We start from the raw sequence: 25,384 nt of genomic DNA on the forward strand, positions 1-25,384 counted from the left end.
AACTTTGCATTACGGAGATTGTTTCTGCCTTATTTCGCCAAAATCCCCTGCGCCAGCCAGTGCTGAAGATGGCCGGCCAGCGCCAGCATAGCCTCTTCGCCGGCCGCCTCGCACACCTCGCCGAACGTGGCGCCGACTGCGATAAGGCGCAGCGCATCCGCCTCCAGCGCGGACAGGGAACGAAAATGCGGCTGCTCACCCTGGCGCCATATCAGCCAGTGCATCACGGCGCCGGATTCCGCGGCCTCCGGCGGTTCGTCGCCCGCGCCCAGCGCCTGCCATAGGGCGACGGCGTTCCAGCGCAGATCCAGCAGGTGCACCGACGGAAGCAGCCTGAATTGCAGCGCGCCCCACGCCTCCGGCGCCACCGCGCTCATCTCGGCGGTCCCCAGCGGCAGGGCATCCTCGGCGTCGAAGGCCAGGCTCAAGGCCCACTCAAGGTTCGCCAGTTCGGCGATGAAGGGATATTCCTCCAGCCGCGCCGCCGTGTGTGCGGCAAACTCGCCGCCGAACCAGCGCAGGTTGGGGTGGCGCGAAGGATGCGCGGCGATGTAGCTGTCGGCCAGGTCCGCGAACATGTCGTCGCCGACGAAGGTCCATGTCTTGTCGTACGCCTCGCACAGCGCCTGTTTCAGGCGGCTGCGGTAGGCGCGGTGATAAATGGCCAGCCGGGCGTCGGCCTTCAGGCCGTACTGCTCGCGCACGGCGGCGTGGATGGCGCCGGTCGCCTCGTCGGCCAGGATGTAGTCCTGGAAGTCGCCCTGAAGCCGCTGCAATGCGCTCATGCCGCCTCCGCGAAAGCGCGTGCGCGCCGCAGTTCGGCCGTCAACTCGGCCAGCGGCGGGATATTGTCGTCGCGTTCTATCATCGTCGCGACGGGGCCGAAGCGGCGCAAGGCTTCCGCATACAGCGCCCACACCGGATCGGATACCTCACGGTCGTGCGTGTCGATGATGCAGCCTTCCTGCACGCTGTGACCGGCGAGGTGGATCTGCTGGACGCGATGCCCGGGTAGCGCATCCAGGTAAACCAGCGGATCGAAACCGTGATTGACGCTGCTGACGTAGACGTTGTTCACGTCCAGCAGTATCAGGCTGTCCGATTCCTCGGCCACGGCGGCGACGAAATCCCATTCGTTGAAAGTGTCCGACTCAAAGGACAGATAGCTGGACACGTTCTCCAGCAGCAGCGGGCGCTCCAGGTAATCCTGCACGCGCTTCACGTTGCGCACCACGGTGGCCACGGCTTCCTCGGTGTAAGGCAACGGGAACAGGTCGTGCATATTGGTGCCGTGCGTGCCGGTCCAGCACAGATGGTCGGATACCCACAGCGGCTGCACGCGCTGCATCAGCTTCTTCAACTCGCGCAGATAGTCTTGCGACGGACCTTGCGGCGTACCGATGGACATCGACACGCCATGCATCGCCATCGGATAGTCCCAGCGGATGCGGTCCAGCATGGCCAGCGGCTTGCCGCCGGGGACCATGTAGTTCTCGGACAGGATCTCGAACCAGTCGATGTCATGCCCGCCGGACGGCGCGTCGATGATTTCCTGGTAGTGCGCGGGGCGCAGCCCGAGGCCGAAGCCCGGCGATGACAGTGTAGTGTTCATGGATGATCAGCGGATCAGCGCCGGCCGGGCCGGCGCTATTGAAATTACTTGTCCAGGTCGACGATCTTGCCCTTCTTGGCGAAGCAGGCGCCGGCCTTGGTGGCGAGGAAGCCGTGGCCCTTGCAGGAGTTCTGGCCCTTGCATGCGTTTTCGGCGGTGGCGCAATCGCTCTGGCCCTTGCAGCTGTTGATGCCGGCGCAGTGCACGGTGTCGTCGGCGCTGACGGTCGACGTGGCGGCGATCGCCGATGCCGACATGGCCATGGTTGCGACGGTGGCTGCCATTGCTGCGAAACGGGTGATGTTGTTCATGTGGTTCTCCAAAAAGTAAGTTGGGTTGGTGCTGCATGCCTCTGTCGCCGCCATGTCCGCATTACTTACACACGCCACAAAATATTTTTTCAATTTTGACTTGGATCAAAGTTTTTACTGCGCCGCGTCAATAGACTTGGTCTCGTTACTTAACGACGACAAAAGAGGAAGTGAAATGAGCAAGTCTTTAGCAGCAGCAGTGTTGACCACCCTGAGCCTGGTCGCAGGCAGCGCAGCGATGGCGGAAGAAACCCCGTGGCTGGTGCGCGTGCGCGCAGTGCACCTGGACCCCGCCGACAAATCCGATCCGGTCGGCGGCACCGGCGCCTTCGACCGCCTCAGCGTGAGCAGCAAGACGATTCCGGAATTCGACGTGTCCTACTTCTTCACGCCCAACCTGGCGGCGGAGCTGGTGCTCACCTATCCGCAAAAGCATGACGTGTCGCTGGACGGCGCGAAAATCGGCAGCTTCAAGCACCTGCCACCCACGCTGCTGCTGCAGTATCACTTCGTGCTCGACGCGCCGGTCAAGCCGTACGTCGGCGCGGGCGTGAACTACACCACGATGTCCAAGGTCGATCTCCTCGGCGGCAAGGGCGGCCTGGAACATGACAGCTTCGGCCTCGCGCTGCAGGCGGGCGTTGACTACGCCATCGATAAGAAATGGTCGCTCAACTTCGACGTGAAGAAAGTGCAGATCCGCAGCGACGTCTTCATCAGCGGCGCCAAGGCCAGCCGCGTCAAGGTCGATCCGCTGATGGTCGGCGTCGGCGTCGGCTACCGCTTCTGAGTCAGATAGCCGAGTAGCGTTGGGCCAGTCCTTGCTGGCGCAACGCCTCGGTCAGGAAATCCACGAAGGCCCGCGTTTTGGCGGGCAGCAGTTTCTGGCTCGTGAAGTAGAGCGCGATCGGGCCCATGTCCTCATACCAGTCCGGCAGCACGCGCTGCAAGGCGCCGCTCTCCAGGTGCTGCGCCACGTCCGCCACCACCAGCGGCGCCACGCCCATCCCCAGCAAGGCCGCGCCGCAGATCGCATCGGGATCGTTGATGAACACGCGCGGCTTCAGCTGCGCCGCCATCTCCTCGCCGTGACGGTTGCGCAGCATGCGTACCTTCACGCGGCCGCTGTGCGGCGAGCGCATCGCAATCGCATCGAGCGAAGCCAGGCCGGCCGGCGTGGCGGGCAGTTCGCGCCCCTCCAGATAGGACGGCGACGCCACCAGTATCACATGTGCCGGCGCCAGCTCGCGCGCCACCACGCCCGGCGTCAGCTCGAAGCCACCGCCGATGGCCGCGTCGAAACCGCCGGCGATCAGATCGACGGGGCGGTTGTCGAAACTCAGGTCCGGCGTCACACCCGGATAGCGCGCCATGAAGGCCGGCATCAGCGGCAGTATCTGTTCGCGGCCGAAACGCGGCGCCACGCTCAGTTTCAGCACGCCGGCCGGTTCGCCCGCCTTGGCCGTCACTTCGGCGATGGCGCCCTGGATGCTGTCCAGCCCCGCGCCGACCGACTGCAGGAAGCGCTCGCCGGCCTCGGTCAGTTTCAGGCCGCGCGTGCTGCGCTGGAACAGGCGCACGCCGAGGTTGCGCTCCAGCTGCGCCACGTTGCGGCTGACGGCGGCCGGCGTCAGCCCCAGCCGCCGGGCGGCCGCCGAGAAACTGGCCGATTCCGCGCTGCGGACGAAGGATTCCAGATTGGACAGGGTTTCCATGCGTTACATTTCAACGTTTGATTGAAAGTGATACTAAATACCTGATACTACTGCTATCAGGCCGGCATGGCCATACTGGGTTCATACCAACCCTCACATCAAGGAGCTAATATGAACATCGCCATCATCGGCGCGGGCGCCATCGGCACCGCCATCGCACGCCAACTGTCCCGCGCCGGCATCGCCGCCTCCATCGCCAACAGCCGCGGCCCGGAATCGCTGGCCGCGCTGACCGCGGAACTGGGCCCGCAGATCAAGGCCGTCACCTTCGAGGAAGCCGCCAAGGCCGACGTGATATTCATCGCCGTGCAGTGGAGCCGCATCGCGGACGCCGTGCGCGAGCTGCCGGCCTGGAACGGCCGCATCGTCATCGACGCCAACAACGCCATTGAGGCGCCGTCGTTCAAGGCCGTCGACCTGCGCGGACGCGCCTCCAGCGCCGTGGTGGCGGAACTGCTGCCCGGCGCGCGCGTGGTCAAGGCCTTCAACCATCTGGTCGCGGCGCTGCTGGCCGCGGATCCGCAAGCGGAAGGCGGCCGCCGCGTGCTGTTCTACTCGGGCGACGACGCCGATGCCAAGCACACCGTCGGCCAGCTGATCGAGAAACTCGGCTTTGCCGGCATCGATCTCGGCACGCTCGATGGCGGCGGACGCCTGGCGCAATTCCCCGGCGGTCCGCTGCCGGTGCTGAACCTGGTGCGCTACGCCTAACGTTGCTCCATGGCGACATTCCCAGCATTAAGGTGACATGCGCGGGCAATTTGAGGAACAATCAAGTTCCCTGAGTGCCCGTTTTCGCTTCTTAGTGAAGGATAGCCGCCATGTCATTCGACCACGTCAAAATCGGAACCCGCCTCGGCTTCGGCTTCGCCATCGTGCTGGTGCTGCTGGTGGCCGTGATCGTGCTGGGACTCAGCTCGATGACCCGCATCGGCAGCCGCACGCGCGACATCGTCGACGACAAGAACGTCAAGATGGAGGCCGTTAATCACATGGTCGACAACGTGCGCAACATCACGCTGTCGGTGACCAATATCGTGGTCGTACCGAGCACGCCGGAAGTGAACGCCGAGGTGGAAAAAATCGCCGAGTCGCGCAAGAAGTATGGCGAGGCCAAGAAGATCCTCACCGGGCGCGCCATCGACGACAAGGAAAAAGCCATGCTGGCGACGCTGGACGGCCTGCTGAAGGAAGGCGCCGCAAAGAACAACAAGGTCATCGAACTGCGCAAGGACGGCGAGATCCAGGACGCCACGTCCTATTTGACGCAGACCGCCGCACCCAGCCTGCGCGGCGTGCTGAAGGCGCTGGACGATATCCTGGTCTATGAAACCGCGCAGGCCAGGCAGGCCAGCGACGAAGTCGAGTCGGTGCTGCGCACCGCGCAGATGGTGCAGATCGGCCTCGGCGCGCTGGCACTGGCGCTGGGCGGCGGCGTGGCGTGGTTCATCACGCGCTCGATCACGGTGCCGCTGAACGCGGCGGTGGACCTGGCCGAGACGGTGGCCGGCGGCGACCTGTCGACGCGCATCGACGTGCATGCGACCGACGAAACAGGCCGCCTGCTCGGCGCCCTCAAGTCGATGAACGACAGCCTGCTGAAGGTGGTCGGCCAGGTGAGGCAAGGCACCGACACCATCGCCACCGCATCGAATGAAATCGCCGCCGGCAATATGGATCTGTCGGCGCGCACCGAGGGCCAGGCCAGCTCGCTGGAGGAAACCGCGTCGTCGATGGAGGAGCTGACCAGCACCGTCAAGCAGAACGCCGACAACGCGCGCCAGGCCAACACGCTGGCGCGCAGCGCGTCGGAAGTGGCGACCAAGGGCGGCGCCATCGTGGCCCAGGTGGTCGACACCATGGGCAGCATCAACAGCTCGTCGCGCAAGATCGTCGACATCATCGCGGTCATCGACGGCATCGCCTTCCAGACCAATATCCTGGCGCTGAACGCGGCGGTGGAGGCGGCGCGCGCAGGCGAGCAGGGACGCGGTTTCGCGGTGGTGGCGTCCGAGGTGCGCAACCTGGCGCAGCGTTCGGCGGCGGCGGCCAAGGAGATCAAGGAACTGATCTCGGCCTCGGTGGCCAACGTCGACGACGGCTCGCGGCTGGTCAACGAAGCCGGGCAGACGATGGGCGACATCGTCGACAGCATCCGGCGCGTGACCGACATCATGGGCGAGATCACCTCTGCCAGCAACGAGCAGACCATCGGCATCGAGCAGATCAACATGGCCATCACGCAGATGGATGAAGTGACACAGCAGAACGCGGCGCTGGTGGAACAGGCGGCTGCGGCATCGCAAAGCATGCAGGAGCAGGCGGCGGCGCTGGCGGCGGTGGTGGGCTTCTTCAAAACCGGGGCGGCGCCGGGGACCGCTATAATGTTGCATACTCGATAGCACACACCAACGGAAGCCGGCCCATGCGCAAGATCCTGATTGTCCTGACCTCATTGATGCTGACCGCCTGCGTCGACGATTCGGCGTCGTACTATGCGGACAGCAGCGGCAATCACGCGTTGACCATCCACCGCTCGCAGAAGCATTTCTGGAGCAGCGCCAGTAGCGTCGAGCTGATCATGCAGCGGCTGCCGGACTGCCTGCGCCGCATCCAGCTCGACGAGATGCCGGCCGACGAGGTGGAGATCGAGCTGCTGTCCGGCGGCGACAACGTGTGGACGCTACGCGCCGGCAAGCAGATGTGGCAGGTCGAAACACAAACCTGCACGCAATATCCGGACGTGAAGGGCGACGGCGGCGAGCTGATCGGCGTATTCCGCGCCGACGGCGGCAAGCTGGTCTTCGAAGCCGCCGTCCTCGAACCCGTCAAATAAACCCGGGGTCAGATCCGACATTTGGACACGAGCTCTGCCGTAACGGCCGTTACGGCAGAGCTCGTGTCCAAATGTCGGATCTGACCCCGGATTTTAGCGCAGCGCCAGGCGGGCCGGGCGGCCGGCGGGGGGCTGCTGGTCGCCGTTGAGCTTGAAGCGGCACACCAGCTCGGCCAGCATGCCGGCCTGCTCCTGCATGCTGCCCGCCGCGGCGGCGGCCTGCTCCACCAGCGCGGCGTTTTGCTGCGTCACCGAATCCATCTCCGTGATCGCCATGTTGACGTGGCCGATGCCCGTGCTCTGCTCGCTCGATGCTTCCGTGATCGCCGCCATGATCTGCGTCACCCGCGACACGCTGGCCACCACCTGGTCCATCGTCGTGCCCGCCTCGGCCACCAGCGTGCTGCCGGCGCTGATGCTGTCCACCGAGGCGTTGATCAGCTCCTTGATTTCCTTGGCCGCCGCCGCCGAACGCTGCGCCAGGTTGCGCACCTCGGACGCCACCACCGCGAAGCCGCGGCCCTGCTCGCCCGCGCGCGCCGCTTCCACCGCCGCGTTCAGCGCCAGGATGTTGGTCTGGAAAGCGATGCCGTCGATGACCGAGATGATATCGACGATGCGCGTGGCCGAGGCGTTGATGGTGTCCATCGTCTGCACCACCTGCGACACCACGCGCCCGCCTTTCTCCGCCACCGCCGAGGCCGACATCACCAGCTGGTTGGCCTGCACCGCGTTGTCTGCGTTCTGGTTGACCGTCGACGTCAGCTCCTCCATCGAGGCCGCAGTCTCTTCCAGCGAACTGGCCTGCGACTCCGTGCGCGCCGACAAGTCCATATTGCCCGAGGCGATCTCGCTTGACGCGGTGGCGATGGTGTCGGCGCTGCGGCGGATTTCGCCTATCGTGTCGGCCAGCCGCAGCTGCATCGATTTCATGCCGAACAAGATGCTGGCCTTGTCCGCCTCATGCGTCTTGATCGCGGCGCTCAGGTCGCCCTCGGCGATGCGCCGCGCGATCTCGCCCACGTATTCGGGGTCGCCGCCTATCGTGTGCCGCAGGCTCTTGTTGACCATGCTGACGATGGCCCACAGCACCGCGCACACCAGCGCCAGCACGCCGGCCGACTTGAGCAGCGACTCGCGGAAGGCGGCGTCGATGTCGTCCATGTAGACGCCGGTGACCAGGTCCCAGTTCCATGGCGCATAGTGGATCACCCGGCTCATCTTCGGCACCGGGTCCTTGGCGCCCGGCCGCGCCCAGTGGTAGCGGACGAAGCCTTCGCCGGTAGGCGAGGCGCCGGCCGCCTGGATGTCGCGGTACAGGTAGGTGCCATTGGGATCCTTGAAATCGACCATGTCCTTGCCGTCGTTTTCAGCCTTGAACGGGTTCATCACCGCGCGCGTGCCGCTGGTGATGGTGATGTAGCCGTCCTTGCCGTAGCGCAGGCCCTTGATCACGGCCATCGCCTGCTTCTGCGCCTCTTCCTTGCTTAGTGTGCCGGCGGCTGCCCGGTCGCCGAACAGCTTGAGAATGCTGAGGCCGGCATCGTCGATATTGCGCAGGTCGTTGCTGCGCTCCTCGATCCGCACGTTGCGCGCCTGGATGGTTTCGTAGATGAAGATCGCCGCGATGCACAGCAGGCTGCAAATCAACGGTACCCAAAGTTTCTGCTGAAACGATAGTTTGTTCATGGTCCCCAGTCTCCTAATATTTTTTATGGGAACCAGAATACATTCAAACTGCTGACATGGCACTGACGTCAAGGGCCACTGTCGTTTATTTGCAAGCCAAAAAAATAAGCGGACGTGGCAATGGAAATTGCCGCGTCCGCTTGCAAAAACTGCGCGAATTATTGCTGTGCGGTGCCCTTGACTGCCTTCGCTGCCAGCTGCGCCTTGACCTCAGGCGTTTTCGAGCGCGGTGCCTGGAAGGCGATGTCGTCGGTCGCTTCGTTGCGGTCCAGTGCGCCAGATTTCAGGGCGGCGATGGTCTCGGACTTGACCTGCTCGCGGGTCAGCGTGCTGACGCCCTGGTTGCGGAAAGCGGAGTCGAAGGTGGCTTCGTTGTCGGTAGGCGCTGCGAAAGCGGCACCAGCGGCAACCAGGAGAGAAACCGATGCAATGATGGATTTGGCGTTCATTTTGATGCTCCTTGTCAGATTGAGTTTAGCGCTCGGTTTTGAGTGCTTACCGGCATTTGCTTCGTCGATGAACCCATCTTAGTATTAAATTTTCTGATAAAAAAGCGCAATATTCCGTACAAACCCATCCGCTTATCCGATCAATGGCGTGCTCAGCCCTTCTCACTATCCAGCGAGGATGCCGAATGGGCGCCATAGCGGTCGCCGGCGGCGGCATCGGCCGGCACCGCCTGTTCCAGCCGCGCCAGGTCGGACGCCGACAGCCGCAGCGTGGTCGAGGCCAGCGCCTCCTGCAGGCGGACGCGGGTGCGGGCGCCGACCAGCGGCACGATGTCATCCCCCTGCGCCGCCACCCACGCGATGGCCACCTGCGCCACCGACACGCCCAGCTCGCCGGCGATGGCGCGCAGCTTCTCGACCAGTGCCAGGTTGCGGTCCAGGTTCGCGCCCTGGAAACGGGGACTGGCCAGGCCGCGGAAATCCTGCTCGCCCTCGCGCTGCTTGCTCCAGTGGCCGCTGATCAGGCCGCGCGACAGCACGCCGTAGGCGGTGATGCCGATGCCCAGTTCGCGGCAGGTCTGCAGGATGCCGTTCTCGATGCCGCGTGAAATCAGCGAATATTCGATCTGCAGGTCGGCGACCGGATGCACGGCATGGGCGCGGCGCAGGGTCTCGCTGCCGACCTCGGACAGGCCGATGTGCTTGACGTAACCGGCCTTGACCAGCTCGGCCAGCCCGGCCATGGTTTCTTCGATCGGCACATTCGGATCCAGCCGCGCCGGGCGGTAGATATCGATGTGCTCGACGCCCAGCCGCTTCAACGAATACGCGGCGAAGTTCTTGGTGGCCGCAGGGCGCGTGTCCATGCCGACCCAGTTGCCGGCGGGATCGCGCATGGCGCCGTATTTGACGCTGATCTGCACCCGGTCGCGGCCGCCGGCGGCCAGCGCCTCGCGCAGCAGCAGTTCGTTGTGGCCCATGCCGTAGAAATCGCCGGTGTCGAGCAGGGTGACGCCGGCGTCGAGCGCGGCGCGGATGGTGGCCAGGCTTTCGCCGCGGTCGGCCGGACCGTACAGGTCCGACATGCCCATCAGGCCCAAGCCCAGTTGGGCGACTTGCGGGCCGGTGCGGCCAAGTTTGCGGGTTTGCATAGTGATCTCCAGTCAGTGAGGTGGAGCCATTATGCTTTTATCGATAAAGGTAATAAATACAGGTTATCCTATTACTTTATTCGAAAATAAATAACAATGGATCAGCTTTATGGATCAATTTAAGGTTATGCAGATCTTCAAGGCGGTAGCCGACTGCAAGAGTTTCACGCAGGCGGCCGAGCAACTGGACCTGCCCAAACCCACCGTCACCAACGCCGTGCAGGCGATCGAGCAGCAGCTGGGCGTGCGCCTGCTCCAGCGCACCACGCGCAAGGTCAGCCTGACGGTGGAAGGATCGCTGTACCTGGAGCGCTGCAGCGCGCTGCTCAACGACCTGGAAAACATCAACGGCTTGTTTGCCGGCGACGGCCGCCTGCTCAGCGGCGTGGTGCGGGTCGACCTGCCGGAGCGGCTGGCGCACCTGATCGTCATTCCCCGGCTGCCGGAATTTCTCCAGCGCCATCCGAATATCCAGGTGCGGCTGGGTTCCAACGACCGCTTTGCCGACCTGGTCGGCGAGGGCATCGATTGCGCGGTGCGCGGCGGCACCTTGCGCGATTCGACCCTGGTGGCGCGCCATATCGCCTCGATGGAGCAGATCAACGTCGCCTCGCGCGCCTACCTCGACCGCTGCGGCCGGCCGCAGACGCTGGACGACCTGCGCCACCACACGGCGGTCAATTTCTTCTCCAGCCAGACCGGGCGCGACCTCGACTGGGAATACGTGGACGCCGACGGCGTCGAACGCACCCTGCCCATGCGCAGCCAGGTCTCGGTCAGCGGCACCGAAGCCCTCCTGGCCAGCTGCGTGGCCGGCCTCGGCCTGATCCAGGCGCCGCGCCAGGGCCTGGCGCCACTGCTGGAATCGGGCCAACTGGAGGAAGTCCTGCCGCAATGGCGGCCGGCGCCGCTGCCGCTGAACATCGTTTATTCGCACAACCGCCACCTGTCGCCGCGGGTGCGGGTCTTCGTAGATTGGTTGACTGGTGTTCTGAAGTAACAAACTGTGTCAAAATGAGGAATTCCCTCTTAACAATTATTTCCTCATGAAACTGCTCCTGCCGATGGCGCTGCTGGCCTTGTGTGCCGGCCCTACCCAGGCGGCCAAACTCTCTCCAGTCGAGTCCGCTCTGCAAAAGATCGATGGCGCCACCTGGCTGGAGCACGTAACGACCTTGGCGTCGGACGAGTTCGAGGGCCGCGCACCCGGCACGCATGGCGAAACCGTTACCGTCGATTATCTGCTGCAGCAGTTCAAACGGATGGGCCTGGAGCCGGGCAACCCGGACGGAACCTATCTGCAAACGGTGCCTATGGTCGGCATCTCCAGCCATCCAACGCTAAGTTACAGCAAGGACGGGCAGGTCACGCCGCTGAAATTCGGCGACGACTACGTTGCGTGGACCACCCGCATGGAAAAGAAAATCGAGGTCGGCAACTCGGAGCTGGTGTTTGTCGGCTACGGCGTGCAGGCGCCGGAATTCCAGTGGGACGACTACAAGGGCGTCGACCTGAAGGGCAAGACGCTGGTCATGCTGATCAACGACCCGCCGGTACCGGACCCGAAAAAGCCGTCGCAACTGGACCCGGCCGTCTTCGGCGGCAGCACCATGAGCTATTACGGCCGCTGGACCTACAAGTTCGAGATGGCGGCGAAGATGGGTGCCGCCGCCGCGCTGGTCGTGCACGAGACCAAGGCCGCGACCTATCCATGGGAAGTGGTGCGCAACAGCTGGGACCGCGAGAACTTCACCATCAAGAGCAAGACGCCGCTGCCGGACTTTCCGGCGGTGCCGGGCTGGCTGCAAGGCGATCGCGCGCGCGAACTGTTCAAGATCGCCGGCCAGGATTTCGAGGCGCTGAAGAAACAGGCGGCGTCGCGCGGCTTCAAGCCGGTGCCGCTGGGTGTCAAACTGAACGTGACCGAGCTGAACGCATGGCGCGAACTGCCGTCGCACAACGTCGTGGCCAGGATACCCGGGTCGGACCCGCAGCTGAAGAACGAGGTCATCCTCTACACCGCGCACTGGGATCATTTCGGCATCGACGAGAGCCTGCCGGGAACGCGCACGCAGCAGATCTTCCACGGCGCGCAGGACAACGCCACCGGCGTGGCCGGGCTGCTGGAAATCGCCAAGGCCTACAAGGCGCTGCCGGTCGCGCCCAAGCGCACCATCGTGTTCCTGCTGACCACCGGCGAGGAACGCGGCCTGCTGGGCGCCAAGTACTACGCGCGCAATCCGCTGTACCCGTTGAACAAGACGCTGCTCGACATCAATCTCGACAGCATGAATGTGTGGGGCCGCACGCGCACGGTGGAGCTGCGCGGCATGGGCAAGTCGACGGCGGATGCCATTGTGACGAACGTCGCGCGTACACAGGGCCGCACGGTCCACGCGGACAGCAACACCGACCAGGGCACCTTCTATCGTGGCGACCAGTTCGAGCTGGCCAAGGCCGGCGTGCCGGTGATCTTCCTGGGCAAGAGCGTGGACTTCGTCGGCAAGCCTGCCAACTACGGCCGCGACAAGCTGCTGCAATATGCTACCCAGCGCTACCACACGGTCAACGACGTGGTGGACCCCAAATGGGACCCGCGCGGCGCGGTGGAAGACATCGAACTGCTGTTCCAGGCCGGCTACCAGGCCGCCCAAGGCAAGGACGCGCCCCAGTGGAAAGAAGGCGCCGAGTTCAAGCGCTGATTTTTTGGAGTTGCGACCGGTTGCGTTGATGATGGGCATCCGCGCCGGCGGCGGCGATGTCGGCTTCCAGCGCCAGCTTCGCTTGCGCGATGCGGGTGCTGTCCTGCGGCGCCAGGTCCAACAGGCTGAGCAGGTAGGTGACGCTCCATTGCAGCCGCGTCGCCGGTCCCACCGCCGCTTGCGCGGCCTTGCCGTACCATTCCAGCACGCCCGCCGTGTCGCCACGCCGCTTGGCGCTGGACGCCAGGCTCAGCATGAAATAATACGGTGAATGCGAACGCGGCAGTTCGGCCAGCAGCACTTGCTCGGCTTGCGCCGCCAGGCCCGCATCGTTCAACGCGCTGACCGCTGTGTTGACCAGCGTGTGACGCTCATACGGATCGGTCGATTCCGCCAATGCCTGCTCGACCCGCTCACGCACCTGCTCCTGCAAGCCCTGCGTCGGCGCCACCAGGCGCGCCAGGCGCATCCGCAGGCGCACCGCCGTCAGACGGTCCGAGGCGCTGAGCCAGAAATCGTCGGCCCATTGCGCGGCAACGCCGCCCAGCGCGGCCACCAGCTCTTCGCGCCGGCTGGCATGCTTGATCAGGTTGATGCCGCTGTTGCCGAGGATGTCCATATTGGATCGCGCCAACCGCGCATCCGCAAATACCGCCAGCAAGGCGCCAGCGTTGGCCGCCGCGTCGACGTCCTTGCCGGCGGCAGCCAGTTGCGCGTGCAGGCCGAGGCGCGCCGCCGCATCCGCGGAGTCGCAAACGCGCACCAGCGCTAGCAGGGTCGCCGCCAGATCGCGCGCGCCCAGCAGTTGGCCTTCGTCGGTGTCCCAGGAATAATGGCTCAGCAGCGACCATTCGCCCACGCTGAGCGTCCGCTCGCCCGACAGCGCCGCTTGCAGCGCCGGCGCGGCCGACGATCCGGCCCCATGCACGGCCAGCGCCTCGTCGAACGCGGCGACGAACAATTCGCCGTCCAGCTCGCACGGCAGGCGCGTGATTTCGCCGCCGTCCGGCGCGTACAGCACCAGCGTTGGATAGCTGCGCAACTTGTACCGCTCAGCCAGCGCCTGCGCGCCGGGGCTGTCGCCATCCACGTGCACGCACAGCACCTGGCGCGAGCGCGCGATGAATTCGTCGCGGGCAAAGATGTCGGACTTGACCCGGTTGCACGGCGGGCACCAGACCGCGCCCCAGTACAGGAATACCGGACGCCGCTGTTCACGCGCCAGTGCGAAGACGGCATCCAGGCCGCCGTGCTGCCATTCGATCGCCGCCATGTTGCTTACGACTCGCGCGCCAGGGCCAGGAACTCCGTGCGCATCGCCAGATTGGGCTGCAGCTCGCCAAGCATCGCGGAGGTGACGGTTTCCTCGCCCGGCGTGCGGATGCCGCGGCTTTCCATGCACAGGTGGCGGCACTTGACCACCACGCCGACCGCCTTCGGCTCCAGCACTTCCATCAGCGCATTGGCGATCTGCATGGTCATGCGTTCCTGCACCTGCAGGCGCTTGGCGAAGCAGTCCACCAGGCGGGTCAGCTTGGACAGGCCGACGATCTTGCCGTTCGGGACATAGCCGACCGTGGCCTTGCCGAAGAACGGCGCCAGGTGGTGTTCGCAGTGGCTGTAGACCGGGATGCCGCGCACCACGATCAATTCGTTGTATTGCTCGGCGCCGTCCTCAAACGCCTTCAACAGCTCGACCGGGTCCTGGCCGTAGCCGGAGGTCCAGTGTTTCCATGCCTTGCTGACGCGGGCGGGCGTTTCCAGCAGGCCGGGACGGTCCGGATCTTCGCCGAAACTGGCGATCAGACGGCGCCAGTCGCCTTCCGAGAATTCTTTATGAGACATGATGAAACACCTTTTTTTTACGATTGCCGACAGTATATAGAAAATGCCGGCACCGCATCAGGACTGGCGTTGGGGCCGATGGGCCTTTAAGAGCTGCGCCGCGATCGATACCGTGATCGGCAAGTCCGGCCATTCATCGTCCGGCCCGAACCAGCGCGCGTCGGCGATTTCGCTTTCGTCGACGCGGATTTCGCCATCGAGATAGTCGGCGGTGTAGGCGATCATCAGCGAATGCGGAAACGGCCACGACTGGCTGCCGAAGTATTTCAGGTTGTGCACCCGCAGCCCGACTTCCTCGTACACCTCGCGGTGGATCGCTTCCTCGATCGACTCGCCCGCCTCCAGGAAACCGGCCAGCGCCGTGTAGCGCTTGTACGGCGAATTGGTGTGCATGGCCAGCAGCACCGAGTCGCCCTTGCGGATCAGCACCATCATCGCCGGCGAGATGCGCGGATAGGCGGAGTGGCCGCAGTTCGGGCATTTGTAGCAGCGCTCGCCCTCCAGCTGCGCCATCGGCGTGGCGCAGACGCCGCAGTAGCGATGCGTGCGCGCCCACTCGGCCAGCTGGAACGCCCGTCCGGCCAGCCCGAGGAAGCCGTCGTCCACCACGCCGAACAGCGAGCGCAGGCCGTGATAACCGTAGTCCGGCCCCGGCAGCTCGGGCTGCTCCAGCCACGCCAGCTGGTAGTAGCGGCCCTCCCAGACGCCCAGCGCATGCACGCGTTCGGCCGGCAAATTCAGCGCCGCCACCGCATCCGGGTCCGGCAAACCCAGGATTTCGTTGCGCAAAAGCAACTCCCCGCGATGGAACACAAAAGTCAACGGTCGCGCATGGTCTTGCGGGCGGATCATGGGGGAAAATGTGGCGGGCGTCAGCAGCATGGCAGGCTAGTTCTGGGTTAATCACGAAACATGATCTTACAGTGTTTCCTAAATGATTATTTTAACGGTGAGAATTGATGACAATCTGATGACATAAAACGCGCTAAGTCATTGTTTTCAGACCAAGATTTACACTACTTTTAGGGCTCTTCTCTCTTTATGAGGCCGTTTGGCGGTAAGATATATTTCCGTAAGGAGATTACTTAACATGCCATCACTCGTACCTGGTTTAACCACCGACCAAATCGTCAGCCTTCAGTCCACGCAGATCGCCGCGCTGACGACTGCGGACATGCAACTGCTCACGACCCTGCAAATGACCGCATGGAGCACCGAGCAGCTCGGCTACTTTGGTACCAACCAGCTGCGCGCGCTGTCCACGCAGAACCTGCAGGCGCTGAACACCCAGCAGCTCGGGTATGGCATCACCACCCAACAAATCCAGGCGCTGTCGACCGGGCAGTTGCTCAGCCTGACGACCAACCAGCTGGTCAACGGCCTGACCACCACCCAGTTCGCCGCGCTGGCGACCGCTCAACTGGCCACGCTGGGCAGCGGACAGCTGGCCCTGCTCAGCACCGGCGACATCGCCGCGCTGAAGACGCAAGCGCTGGCCTCGCTCAGCACCCAGCAGCTGCGCGGCCTGCGCACCGACCAGATCGCAGCGCTGGGCAGCAGCCAGAGCGCCGCCCTGAAGACCAACCAGATCGCAGCACTGACCACCGGCCAGCTGACCAGCTTCGACACCGAAGACATCGCCGCGCTGGCCACGCAGCAGCTGGTCGCCCTCGGCACCAGCCTGCTTGGCGCGCTGACCACCGGCCAGGTGGCCGCCTTGAGCACCGCCCAGGCCGGCAGCCTGGCGACCCAGCAGATCGGCGCCCTCGGCAGCGACCAGCTGGCCGCGCTGGGCACCGGCGGCTTTGCCGCGTTGAAGACCACGCAGATCGCCGCGCTGACCACCAAGCAATTCGCCGCGCTGAGCACCGACCAGATCGTCGCGCTGACCACCGCGCAAACGGCCGCGCTGACCACGCTGCAGCTGTCGCAGATGTCCAGCACCCAGCTGGCCGCGATGGAAACCCAGGACTTCGCCGCGCTGAAAAGCCAGCAGCTTAACTCGCTCAACACCAGCACCACCGCCGTGCTCAGCACCGACCAGATCGCCGCGCTGAGCACGGCCCAGGTCGCCGCGCTGAAAACCAGCCAGGTACGCGGCCTGAGCACCGACCAGATCGTCGCGCTGACCACCGCCCAGGTTGGCGCGCTGGGCACCCAGCAAGTACTCGCGCTGACCTCCGACCAGATCGCCGCCATCGAAACGCGCGACATCGCGGCGATGAAATCCTCGCAGTTCGCCGCCATGAGCACGGCCCAGGTCAATGCGCTGGGCACCGCCCAGCTGCAGGCGCTGACCACCGCGCAAGCCTCGAACCTGACCACGCAGCAAATGGCCTCGCTCGGCACCACCTTGATCGCCGCGCTGGAAACAGCGGACCTGGCCGCGCTGAAAACCCACCAGATCGCCGCCATCGCCAGCAACGGCATCGCCGCGCTCGGCACCGACCAGGTCGCCGCATTGACCACGCTGCAGATCGGCGCGCTGAAGAGCTCGCAACTGGCGGCGCTGGACACCGACCAGATCTCCGTGCTGAGCTCGAACCAGGTCGTCGGCCTGGGCACGCAGCAAGTGGCCGCGCTGTCGACCAAGCAGCTGGCCGCGATGAGCACCGCCAACTTCGCCGCGCTGCGTTCGCAATCGCTGGTCGCCATGGGCACCGGCCTGATCGCCTCGCTGACCACCGACCAGATCGTCGCACTGACCACCGCCCAAGCCGCCGCGCTGAGCTCGCTGCAACTGGCGGCCCTGTCCAGCGACCAGCTGACCGCGATGCAAAGCCAGGACCTGGCCGCGCTGAAAACCCAGCAGCTGGCCGGCCTGAGCACCAGCAATGTCCACAGCCTGGGCACCGACCAGATCGCCGCGCTGACCACGGCGCAGTTGGCCGCGCTGTCGACCCAGCAACTGAACGCGCTGGACACCGACCAGATCGTCAGCCTGACCACCGCCCAAGCCGGTGCGCTGACCACCCGCCAGGTCGCCGCGCTGGGCAGCAACGCCATCGCCGCGCTGGAAGCCCGCGACGTCGCCGCGCTGAAGAGCTCCCAGCTTGCCGCCCTCGGCACCAGCCTGATCGCCGCGCTGGGCACGGCGCAGATCGTCGCCCTCGGCACCGCGCAGTTCGCATCGCTGGGCACCCAGCAAGTGGCCGCGCTCAGTTCCGACCAGGTCGCCGCGATGGAAACCCAGGACTTGCTGGCGCTCAAATCGCAGCAAGCCGCCGCGCTCGGCACCGCCGCCGTCGCCGCGCTGACCACCGCACAGTTCGCCACGCTGAGCAGCATCCAGCTGGGCAGCTTCACCACCGCCCAGGTCGCCGCGCTGACCACCGACCAGATCGTCGCGCTGACCACGCTGCAGGCGAGCCAGTTGACCACCCGTGAAATCGCCGCGCTGTCGACCGACCAGCTGAACGCGCTGGAAACCGTCGACTTTGCCGCGCTGAAGACCGCGCAGATCGCAGCGCTGACCTCATTGCAGATCGCCGCGCTGAGCACCGACCTGATCGTCGCGCTGACCACCGCGCAAGCCGGCGCGCTGACGCCCGTCCAACTGAACGCGCTGAGCAGCGACCAGCTGGGCGCCATGGAAACCCAGGACTTCGCCGCGCTGAAGACCAGCCAGCTGCTGGGCCTGGGCACCAAGGCCATCGCCACGCTGACGCCGGGCCAGGTCGCCGCGCTGCAAACCACGCAGGTCGCGCAACTGACGTCGGACCAGATCCAGGTACTGAGCTCCAGCCAGCTCGGTGCGCTGACCACGCTGCAAGTGAACGCCCTCAGCACCGCCCAGGTCGGCTACCTGCTGACCGAGCAGATCGCCGTGCTGACCACGGCCGACTGGGCCGCGCTGAAATCGTCGCAGCTGAACGCGCTGTCGTCGAAACAGGTCGCCGCCATCACCACCGACCAGATCGTCGCGCTGACCACCGCGCAAGCGTCCAACCTGAGCACGCAACAACTGGCGCTGCTGTCGACCGACCAACTGGTCGCGATGGAAACGCAAGACCTGGGCGCGCTGAAATCCAACCAGATCGCCGGCCTCGGCACGTCCGCCGTCGCCGCGCTGACCACCACCCAGCTGCAGGCGCTGAAAACGCTGCAGACCGCGGCGCTGACCACCAAACAAGTGGCCGCGCTGACCACCGACCAGATCGTCGCGCTGACCACCGCGCAAGCATCCAGCCTGACCACGCAGCAAGTGGCCGCGCTGTCGACCGACCAACTGCTGGCGATCGAAACCGAAGACCTGGCCGCGCTGAAAACCGCGCAACTGGCCGCCCTCGGCACCACCCAGATCAAGCTGCTGAGCACCGACCAGATCGTTGCGCTGAGCACCGCCCAATATGCCGGCCTGAGCTCGCGCCAGCTGCTATCGCTGACCAGCGACCAACTGGTGGCGATGGAAACGCGCGACCTGGCCTCGCTGAAGACCTCGCAAGTAATCGGCCTGGGCAGCGACCAGTTGAACGCGCTGACCAGCGACCAGGTGGCTTCGCTGACCACGATTCAGCTCAACGGCCTGAGCACCTCGCAGCTGGCGACGCTGAACACCACGCAGATCGCCGCCATGAGCACGACGCAAGTGTCGTCGCTGAGCACCGCGCAAGTGGCGCTGTTGACCAGCGACCAGCTGGTGGCCCTGGGCACGCAGACGCTGTCGCTGATGAAGACGGCGCAGATCGCCGCCCTCAAGACCGCGCAGATCGTCGCACTGAACAGCGACCAGATCGCCGCGCTGAGCACCGCGCAGGTCGGCAACCTGAGCACGCAGCAGATCGCCGCCCTCAGCAGCGACCAGGTGAACGCGCTGGAAAGCCAGGACTTCGCCGCGCTGAAAACCGCACAATTCGCCGCGCTGAGCACCGACGTCATCGCCAGCCTGAGCACCGCCCAGGCCGCCGCGCTGACCACCCTGCAGGTATCCAGCCTGAGCACGCGCCAGACCGCCGCGTTGGGCACCGCGCAAGTCGCCGTGCTCTCCAGCGCCGACATCGTGGCGTTGAAGACAGCACAACTGGCCGCGCTGACCACCGACCAGCTCGATGCACTGGGCACCGACCAGTTCCGCGTGCTGACCGCCACGCAGATGGCGGCGCTGAGCAGCGCCCAGTTCAAGTCGCTCACCACCGACCAGATCGTCGCGCTGAACACGCTGCAAGCGGGCAGCCTGGCCACCGCGCAAGTGCGCGCGATGACCGCCGACCAGCTGGCCGCGCTGGAAACGCAAGACCTGGCCGCGTTCAAGACCCAGCAGGTCGCCGCGCTGAGCACCGATCAACTGGTGCTGCTGAACAGCGACCAGATCGCCGGCCTGAGCGTCACGCAAGTCGCCAACCTGACCACCGCGCAAGTGGCGTCGCTGACCAACGGCCAGATGCTCGCGCTGGAAAGCCAGGACCTGGCCGCGCTGAAGACCTCGCAACTGCTGGCGCTGAACACCGACCAGCTGGATGCGCTGTCGACCGACCAGCTGCAGGCGATGACGGCGGCGCAGCTGTCGTCACTGAGCACGGCGCAATTCCAGGGCCTGCTGACCTCGCAGATCACCTCGCTGACCACGCTGCAAGTGGCGGCGCTGGCCACCGGCCAGGTCGCCAGCCTGACGGCCACACAGTTGGCCGCGCTGAACACCGATGAAGTCATCGCGCTGAAAACCACGCAGATCGCCGCACTGAAGACCGCGCAAGTGCAGCTGCTGAGCACCGACCAGATCGCCGCGCTGACCAGCCTCCAGGTCAGCGCGATGTCCACCGGCCAGCTGTCCTCGCTGACCACCGACCAGATCGCCGCGTTGAGCACGGCCGACTTTGCCGCGCTGAGCGCCGCGCAACTGGGCGCGCTGGGCATGCTGAGCAACCTGACCACCGACCAGATCCAGGCACTGACGCCGACCCAGGTCGGCGGCCTGACGACCGACCAGATCGCCGCGCTGAACACCGCGCAAATCGTCGCCCTGACCACCCGCCAGATCGGCAGCCTGAGCACGGCCGGCGTCGCCGTCCTGAACAGCGACCAGCTGCGGGCGCTGGAGCTGGAAGACCTGGCCGCGATGAAGACCTCGCAGATCGTCGCCCTGACCACCGCTCAGGTGACCGAGCTGACCACCGACCAGATCGCAGCGCTGACCACGGCGCAAGCGGGCAGCCTGGCGACCGCGCAAGTGGCCGCGCTGAGCACCGACCAGGTGCGGGTGCTGACCACCGCCGACCTGCTGATGCTGAGGTCCGCGCAAATCGCCGCGCTGACCACCGACCAGATCGCCGCGCTGGTGATCGACCAGGTGCAGGCCCTGGGCGCCGCCCAGCTGAACGCGATGAGCTCGACGCAGTTCCAGTCGCTCAACAGCGACCAGATCATCGAACTGACGACGCAGCAATACCAGTCGCTGAGCACGGCGCAAGTGGCCGCGCTGACCACGCAGCAACTGGCCGCGCTCGAGCTGGAAGACCTGGCCGCGCTGAAGACCGCACAGATCGCGGCACTCGGCACCGCCCAGGTGCAATCGTTGACGGTCGACCGCGTTGCCGCGCTGACCACGGCGCAGGCGCAATCGCTCAGCAGCAACCAGCTGCAGGCGCTGACCTCGGACCAGATCCAGGCGCTCAACACCGACGACCTGCTGGCCCTGAAGGCAGCGCAATTTACCGCGTTGACCAGCGACCAGTTGAACTCGCTGCTGATCGACCAGTTCCAGAGTCTGGGTTCGACCCAGCTCAACGGCTTGACCACGGCGCAATTCCACGCGCTGGGCACCGACCAGATCGTCCAGCTGACCACGCAGCAAGTGTCCCAGCTGGCCACGGCGCAACTGGCCGCATTGAGTTCCGACCAGTTGGGCGCGATGGAGCTGGAAGACCTGGCCGCGCTGCTGACCGCCCAGCTCACCTCGCTGAGCACGCTGCAGATCACCCAGCTGGGTCTGACGCAGATCGGCGCGCTGACCACGCTGCAAGCCGCCGCGCTGGCGACCGCCCAGCTCGCCGCGCTGAGCACCGACCAGTTGCAGGCGCTGAGCACCGATGACCTGGCCGCGTTGAAGACTTCGCAGGTGCAGGCGCTGACCACGAATCAGCTGATTTCGCTGACGATGGACCAGCTGCAAAACCTGACCACCGCCCAGATCGACGCGCTGACCTCGGCGCAGGCTTCCTCGCTGACCACCGACCAGATCGCCGGCTTGACGACGCTGCAGGTGGACAATATCGCCACGCGCCAGTTGAACGCCCTCACCAGCGACCAGATCGCCGCCCTCAGCACCGACGACTTCGTCACGCTGTCGAGCACGCAGATTGCCGCGCTCAACGCCGCCCAGTTCGGCGCGATCACCACCGACCAGATGGTGGCGCTGAGCAGCATGCAGGTCGCCTCGCTCAGCACCGCGCAAGTGGCCGCGCTCAGCAGCAACCAGCTGGACGCGCTGGAAACGGCCGATTTCGCCGCGCTGAAATCCGCGCAGATCGCCGCCATCGCCACCGCCAATGTGGGCGCGCTGACCACCGACCTGATCGCAGCGCTGGCCACGGCCCAGATCGTCGGCCTGACCAGCGACCAGATCGTCGCCCTCAACAGCGACCAGATCGCCGCGCTGCTCACCGCGCAAGTGGGGGCGCTGAGCACCGTGCAGATCGCCGCGCTCGGCACCGGCCAGATCGCCGCGCTGAGCACCATGGACTTCGTCGCGCTGCGCAGCAACCAGCTGGCCGCCTTCCGTTCCGACCAGTTCGCCGCGCTGACCAGCGACCAGCTGAACGCGCTGTCCAGCAGCGCCATCACCGGGCTGACCACGCAAATGCTGGGTTCGCTGACCAGCGACCAGTTCAGCCAGCTGAGCACCGCGCAAATCGCGGCGCTGACCTCGGTCCAGCTGCCGTCGCTGAGCACGGCCCAGCTGACCGCGCTCAATACCGACCAGTTCGCCGTACTGAACACCAGCGCCCTCAAGAACCTGCAAGCGAGCCAGTTCGGCGCGCTGACCACCGACCAGATCGTCGCGCTGACCACGGCGCAGACGCGCTCGCTGACCAGCGTGCAACTGACCGCGCTGACCAGCGACCAGGTCGCCGCGCTGGAGACGGCGGACCTGGCCGCGCTGGCCACGGCCCAGCTCGTCACATTGGGCAGCGACCAGTTGCTGGCACTGACCACCGACCAATTGCAAACGCTGGCCACCGCGCAACTGACGGTGCTGACCACCGACCAGATCAGCACCGGCCTGAACGCCGGCCAGATCGCCGCGCTGACCACCGCGCAAGCCAGCTCGCTGGCCACGCGCCAGGTCGCCGCGCTGACCACCGGCCAGATCGCCGCACTGGAAACGGAAGACCTGGCCTCGTTCGCCACCCGCCAGATCGTCGCCCTGGGCAGCCAACAAGTGGCCGCGCTGAACAGCGACCAGCTGAACGCGCTGACCACCGCCGAACAGGCGGCCCTGACCACCAGCCAGCTAAGCAACGGCCTCAGCACGGCGCAGCTGGTCACGCTGGACAGCGCCCACATCTCGGCGCTGACCACCGCGCAGCTGGTCTACGGCCTGGGCAGCGACGGTATTTCCGCGCTGACCACCGACCAGCTCACCGCGCTGCGCACCGCGCAAACCTCGCTGCTGAGCACCGGCCAGGTGCAGGCGCTGACCACCGACCAGATCGTCGCGCTGGGCACCGCCCAGGCATCGACCCTGACCACGCAGCAGATCGTCTCGCTCACCACCGACCAGATCGCAGCACTGGAGACGGTCGACTTCAACGCGCTGGCCACCCGCCAGATCGCCGCCCTGACCAGCGACCAGATCGGCGTGCTGTCGAGCAACCAGTTGAACGCGCTGAGCACGACGCAGCTGGCCGCGCTGACCACCCGCCAGCTGTCCACCGGCTTGCAGACCGCGCAAGTGGCGGCGCTCGACACCGACCACATCGCCGCGCTGGGCACGGCGCAACTGGCCTACGGCCTGAGCATCGACGCCATCCTGGCGCTGACCACCGACCAGATCGGTGCGCTGAAGACCGCGCAGATCGCCGCGCTGACCACCGCCCAGGCCAGCAGCCTGAGCACCGACCAGATCGTTGCCCTGGCCACCGCCCAGATGACCGGCCTGTCCACCGCGCAAATGCCGTGGCTCACCGCCGACCAGCTGGCCGCGATGAACACCGCGCAGATCGCCGCCCTCGACACCCAGGACATGGCCGCGCTGACCGCCATCCAGTTCACCGGCCTGTCCACCGACCAGACCGTAGCGCTGACCACCAACCAGGTGCGCGGCTTGAAAACCGCGCAGGTCGCCGCCATCGACGTGGGCCAGATCACCGTCTTCAGCACCGACCAGATCGCAGCCTTGAGCACCGCGCAAGCGGCCGCGCTGAGCGTGACCGCGGTGGTCGCGCTGTCGACCAACCAGATCGGCGCGCTGGTCACGGCGGACGTCGCCGCGCTGGGCACCTTGCAGGTATCCAGCCTCGACGTGACCCAACTGCCGGGGCTGAACACCGCCCAGGTGCAGGCGCTGACCAGCGTCCAGCTGGGCGCGATGACCGCCGACCAGATGTACGCCTTGAGCACCGGCCAGATCAGCGCCTTGCGCACCGCGCAGGTCGGCTACCTGACCACCACCCAGCTGGCCGCGTTGTCGGACAGCCAGATCCAGTCCTTCACCACGGCCCAGGTCGCCGCAATCAAGCTCAGCCAGATCACCGCGCTGACGGTGGACCAGATGGCCGTGTTCGGCACCGACCAGCTGCAGGCGCTGACCACCTCGCAGATCCAGACGCTGACGACCACCCAGCTGAACGCGCTGACCGGCCCGCAGGCGGCCGCCTTCACCACGCAGCAGATGGCCGCGCTGAAGAACGCCCAGATCGCCGCGCTGACGGTGGACCAGATCAACGCCTTCACCACCGACCAGTTGGGCGCCTGGACCACCAGCCAGCTCGGCTCGCTGACGGCGACGCAGATCGGCTACCTGTCGACGACGCAGATCGCCGGCCTGACCAACACCCAAGTGGCCGGCCTGAAAACCAGCCAGCTGATCGTCTTCACGACCGACCAGATCGCCGCGTTCACGGCCGGCCAGGTGCCGTCGCTGACCACCGCCGGCCTGACCGCGCTGAGCGTGACGCAAGCCAACGCCTTCACCGGCGGCCAGGTGGCGGCGATGACGGTCACGCAGACGATGGCGCTGAACGCCTCGTCGACCAACTACGCCACGCCGCTGGTGCTGGACCTGGACGGCAACGGCGTGCGCACGCTGAGCATCGCTGCCGGCGTGCGGTTCGACATCCGCGGCGACGGCAAGGCCGTCAACACCGGCTGGGTCGACGCCCACGACGGCTTGCTGGCCCTGGACCGCAACAACGACGGCGTCATCAACGACGGCGGCGAACTGTTCGGCAGCGCCACCACGCTGGCCGACGGCGGCAAGGCGGCCAACGGCTACGCCGCGCTGCAGGCGCTCGACAGCAACGGCGACGGCCAGATCACGGCCGCCGACCACAGCTTCGGCGCGCTGCGGGTCTGGGTCGACGGCAACTCCGACGGCGTCAGCCAGGCGGACGAGCTGAAGACGCTGGACCAGTTGGGCATCGCCGGCATCGCCACGCACGCCGACAACGCGCTGACGTTACAGAACGGCAATGCCATCGGCCTGACGTCGAGCTACACCGGCACCGACGGCAGCACCCACGCCAGCGCCGACGTCTGGTTCCTGGCGCAGAAAGGCGCCGCGACCGGCACCCCGTCGCTGCAGCAGCAGGTGAGCGGCCTGAGCAACGCAATCGCCAGCTTCGCCGCCAGTCACGCCGCCGCCCCCGCGGCCCCGGCGCCGCAGCTGACGACGCCGGCCCAGAGCGCCGACACCACGCTGGCCCAGGCCCTGAGTCAATACCGCGCCGCCCACGGCCTGCAAGCCGCCTGGACCGATACCCAGCGCGACAAGACCCCGGGCGCCGACCACAACGCCGGCACCTGGTTCAGCGTCCCGAACCGCTAAAACTAAAATGCGGGGCCGGTTCCAACCTGGGGTCAGTTCCGGCAATCTGCCACGCGTGGCAGATTGCCGGAACTGACCCCAGGTTGGAAC

General features: G+C 65.9%; 17 protein-coding genes. 7 read left to right on the plus strand and 10 right to left on the minus strand.

Features of this window, described 5'->3' with window-relative positions; genetic code table 11:
• Positions 1–29: 29 nt before the first annotated feature.
• Genes ABWW33_RS30340 through bufA2 form a run of 3 tightly spaced genes read right to left on the minus strand, consistent with a single transcriptional unit; the run spans position 30 to position 1,923 of the window.
• Entirely contained in the window at positions 30–785 is a 756-nt protein-coding gene (locus ABWW33_RS30340) for an HvfC/BufC N-terminal domain-containing protein (protein ID WP_353405179.1), read from the minus strand.
• Complete coding sequence (gene bufB, locus ABWW33_RS30345) at positions 782–1,612, minus strand: MNIO family bufferin maturase (protein ID WP_353405180.1); 831 nt, start codon at positions 1,610–1,612, stop codon at positions 782–784. Before bufB ends, ABWW33_RS30340 begins: the two co-directional genes overlap by 4 nt.
• Positions 1,613–1,656: 44 nt before the next feature.
• The gene (gene bufA2, locus ABWW33_RS30350) at positions 1,657–1,923 is read right to left on the minus strand and encodes a BufA2 family periplasmic bufferin-type metallophore (protein ID WP_176655895.1); all 267 of its coding nucleotides are present in this window, start codon (positions 1,921–1,923) and stop codon (positions 1,657–1,659) included.
• A 175-nt stretch (positions 1,924–2,098) separates the two neighbouring features.
• On the opposite strand from bufA2, the gene ABWW33_RS30355 reads away from it, so the two are divergent.
• Complete coding sequence (locus ABWW33_RS30355) at positions 2,099–2,713, plus strand: OmpW/AlkL family protein (RefSeq protein WP_353405182.1); 615 nt, start codon at positions 2,099–2,101, stop codon at positions 2,711–2,713.
• A 1-nt stretch (position 2,714) separates the two neighbouring features.
• Here ABWW33_RS30355 and ABWW33_RS30360 read toward each other — a convergent pair whose 3' ends face one another.
• Positions 2,715–3,638: a LysR family transcriptional regulator gene (locus tag ABWW33_RS30360; RefSeq protein WP_353405183.1), complete on the minus strand. Its 924-nt coding sequence runs from the start codon at positions 3,636–3,638 to the stop codon at positions 2,715–2,717.
• A 111-nt stretch (positions 3,639–3,749) separates the two neighbouring features.
• Between ABWW33_RS30360 and ABWW33_RS30365 the strand changes: the two genes are divergently transcribed.
• From ABWW33_RS30365 to ABWW33_RS30375, 3 genes are all read left to right on the plus strand, one after another.
• Positions 3,750–4,349, plus strand: a complete 600-nt coding sequence (locus ABWW33_RS30365) for an NADPH-dependent F420 reductase (RefSeq protein WP_444551021.1) — start codon at positions 3,750–3,752, stop codon at positions 4,347–4,349.
• Between the two features lie 110 nt (positions 4,350–4,459).
• Positions 4,460–6,040 (plus strand): methyl-accepting chemotaxis protein, encoded by a 1,581-nt coding sequence (locus tag ABWW33_RS30370; protein ID WP_353405185.1) that lies wholly within the window; start codon positions 4,460–4,462, stop codon positions 6,038–6,040.
• Between the two features lie 23 nt (positions 6,041–6,063).
• A complete protein-coding gene (locus ABWW33_RS30375) occupies positions 6,064–6,474 on the plus strand; it encodes a hypothetical protein (RefSeq protein ID WP_176655900.1) in 411 nt (136 codons plus the stop codon).
• A 93-nt stretch (positions 6,475–6,567) separates the two neighbouring features.
• Here the strand turns inward: ABWW33_RS30375 and ABWW33_RS30380 are convergent, their stop codons facing one another.
• From ABWW33_RS30380 to ABWW33_RS30390, 3 genes are all read right to left on the minus strand, one after another.
• A complete protein-coding gene (locus ABWW33_RS30380; protein ID WP_353405186.1) occupies positions 6,568–8,163 on the minus strand; it encodes a methyl-accepting chemotaxis protein in 1,596 nt (531 codons plus the stop codon).
• Positions 8,164–8,321: 158 nt separating this feature from the next.
• Positions 8,322–8,612, minus strand: a complete 291-nt coding sequence (locus tag ABWW33_RS30385) for a DUF4148 domain-containing protein (protein ID WP_176655902.1) — start codon at positions 8,610–8,612, stop codon at positions 8,322–8,324.
• Positions 8,613–8,764: 152 nt separating this feature from the next.
• Entirely contained in the window at positions 8,765–9,763 is a 999-nt protein-coding gene (locus tag ABWW33_RS30390; RefSeq protein ID WP_353405188.1) for an aldo/keto reductase, read from the minus strand.
• Positions 9,764–9,872: 109 nt separating this feature from the next.
• Between ABWW33_RS30390 and ABWW33_RS30395 the strand changes: the two genes are divergently transcribed.
• Complete coding sequence (locus ABWW33_RS30395; protein WP_353405189.1) at positions 9,873–10,763, plus strand: LysR family transcriptional regulator; 891 nt, start codon at positions 9,873–9,875, stop codon at positions 10,761–10,763.
• A gap of 46 nt (positions 10,764–10,809) precedes the next feature.
• Positions 10,810–12,465 (plus strand): M20/M25/M40 family metallo-hydrolase, encoded by a 1,656-nt coding sequence (locus ABWW33_RS30400; protein WP_353405190.1) that lies wholly within the window; start codon positions 10,810–10,812, stop codon positions 12,463–12,465.
• Here ABWW33_RS30400 and ABWW33_RS30405 read toward each other — a convergent pair.
• From ABWW33_RS30405 to nudC, 3 genes are read right to left on the minus strand one after another with little or no spacing between them, the layout of a single operon-like run.
• Entirely contained in the window at positions 12,455–13,738 is a 1,284-nt protein-coding gene (locus ABWW33_RS30405) for a thioredoxin family protein (RefSeq protein WP_353405191.1), read from the minus strand. The genes ABWW33_RS30400 and ABWW33_RS30405 overlap by 11 nt on opposite strands.
• Before the next feature lie 5 nt (positions 13,739–13,743).
• Entirely contained in the window at positions 13,744–14,310 is a 567-nt protein-coding gene (folE, locus tag ABWW33_RS30410) for a GTP cyclohydrolase I FolE (protein ID WP_161097328.1), read from the minus strand.
• Positions 14,311–14,367: 57 nt separating this feature from the next.
• Positions 14,368–15,192: an NAD(+) diphosphatase gene (gene nudC / locus ABWW33_RS30415; protein ID WP_353405192.1), complete on the minus strand. Its 825-nt coding sequence runs from the start codon at positions 15,190–15,192 to the stop codon at positions 14,368–14,370.
• Between the two features lie 208 nt (positions 15,193–15,400).
• Here nudC and ABWW33_RS30420 point away from each other — a divergent pair, with 208 nt between their 5' ends.
• The gene (locus ABWW33_RS30420) at positions 15,401–25,294 is read left to right on the plus strand and encodes an SPM autocatalytic domain-containing protein (protein ID WP_353405193.1); all 9,894 of its coding nucleotides are present in this window, start codon (positions 15,401–15,403) and stop codon (positions 25,292–25,294) included.
• Positions 25,295–25,384 lie beyond the last annotated feature (90 nt).

This window comes from Duganella hordei (genome assembly GCF_040369125.1).
GTDB classification, from domain to species: domain Bacteria; phylum Pseudomonadota; class Gammaproteobacteria; order Burkholderiales; family Burkholderiaceae_D; genus Rugamonas; species Rugamonas hordei.